Annotated in this window: 1 pseudogene; it reads right to left on the minus strand. The window is 59.4% G+C overall.

What is annotated here, in order from left to right:
* Nucleotides 1-169: 169 nt before the first annotated feature.
* Nucleotides 170-424, minus strand: a pseudogene (locus AC1D0P_RS30350) (N-acetyl-gamma-glutamyl-phosphate reductase); the annotation flags it as partial.

Below are 424 nucleotides of genomic sequence, written 5' to 3' on the forward strand. Positions count from 1 at the left end.
ATACCACATCGATTGCCAGTTTAGAATACGACAGCCGGTTGAGCAAACAGCTCCGGCCGACATGGGAAACGTGTTGTTACCAACTTGCGCCGAAATGCACCGTCCTTCGGACAGGTATGACAGCCCGTTTCAACCGGTAGAATGTCTCAGGATCGCAATCGCGCGCGCTTCAAGCGCTGAGCATCAGGTCCATGTTCTGCACAGCGGCACCGGAGGCGCCCTTGCCGAGATTGTCGAGCAGCGCCACGAGATTGATATGCTCGCCGCCCGGCTGGCCGAAGACGTAGAGTTTCATCGTGTCCTGGCCAGCAAGCTCGACTGCGTTGACGCGCGGCAGCTTGGCCGAAACATCGAGACGGACGACTTCGACGATGTCCTGGCCGGCATAGTGGTCGGCAAGCGCGGCATGCACGCTCTCTAGCGC

Source organism: Polaromonas sp. P1_G2 (assembly GCF_056405515.1).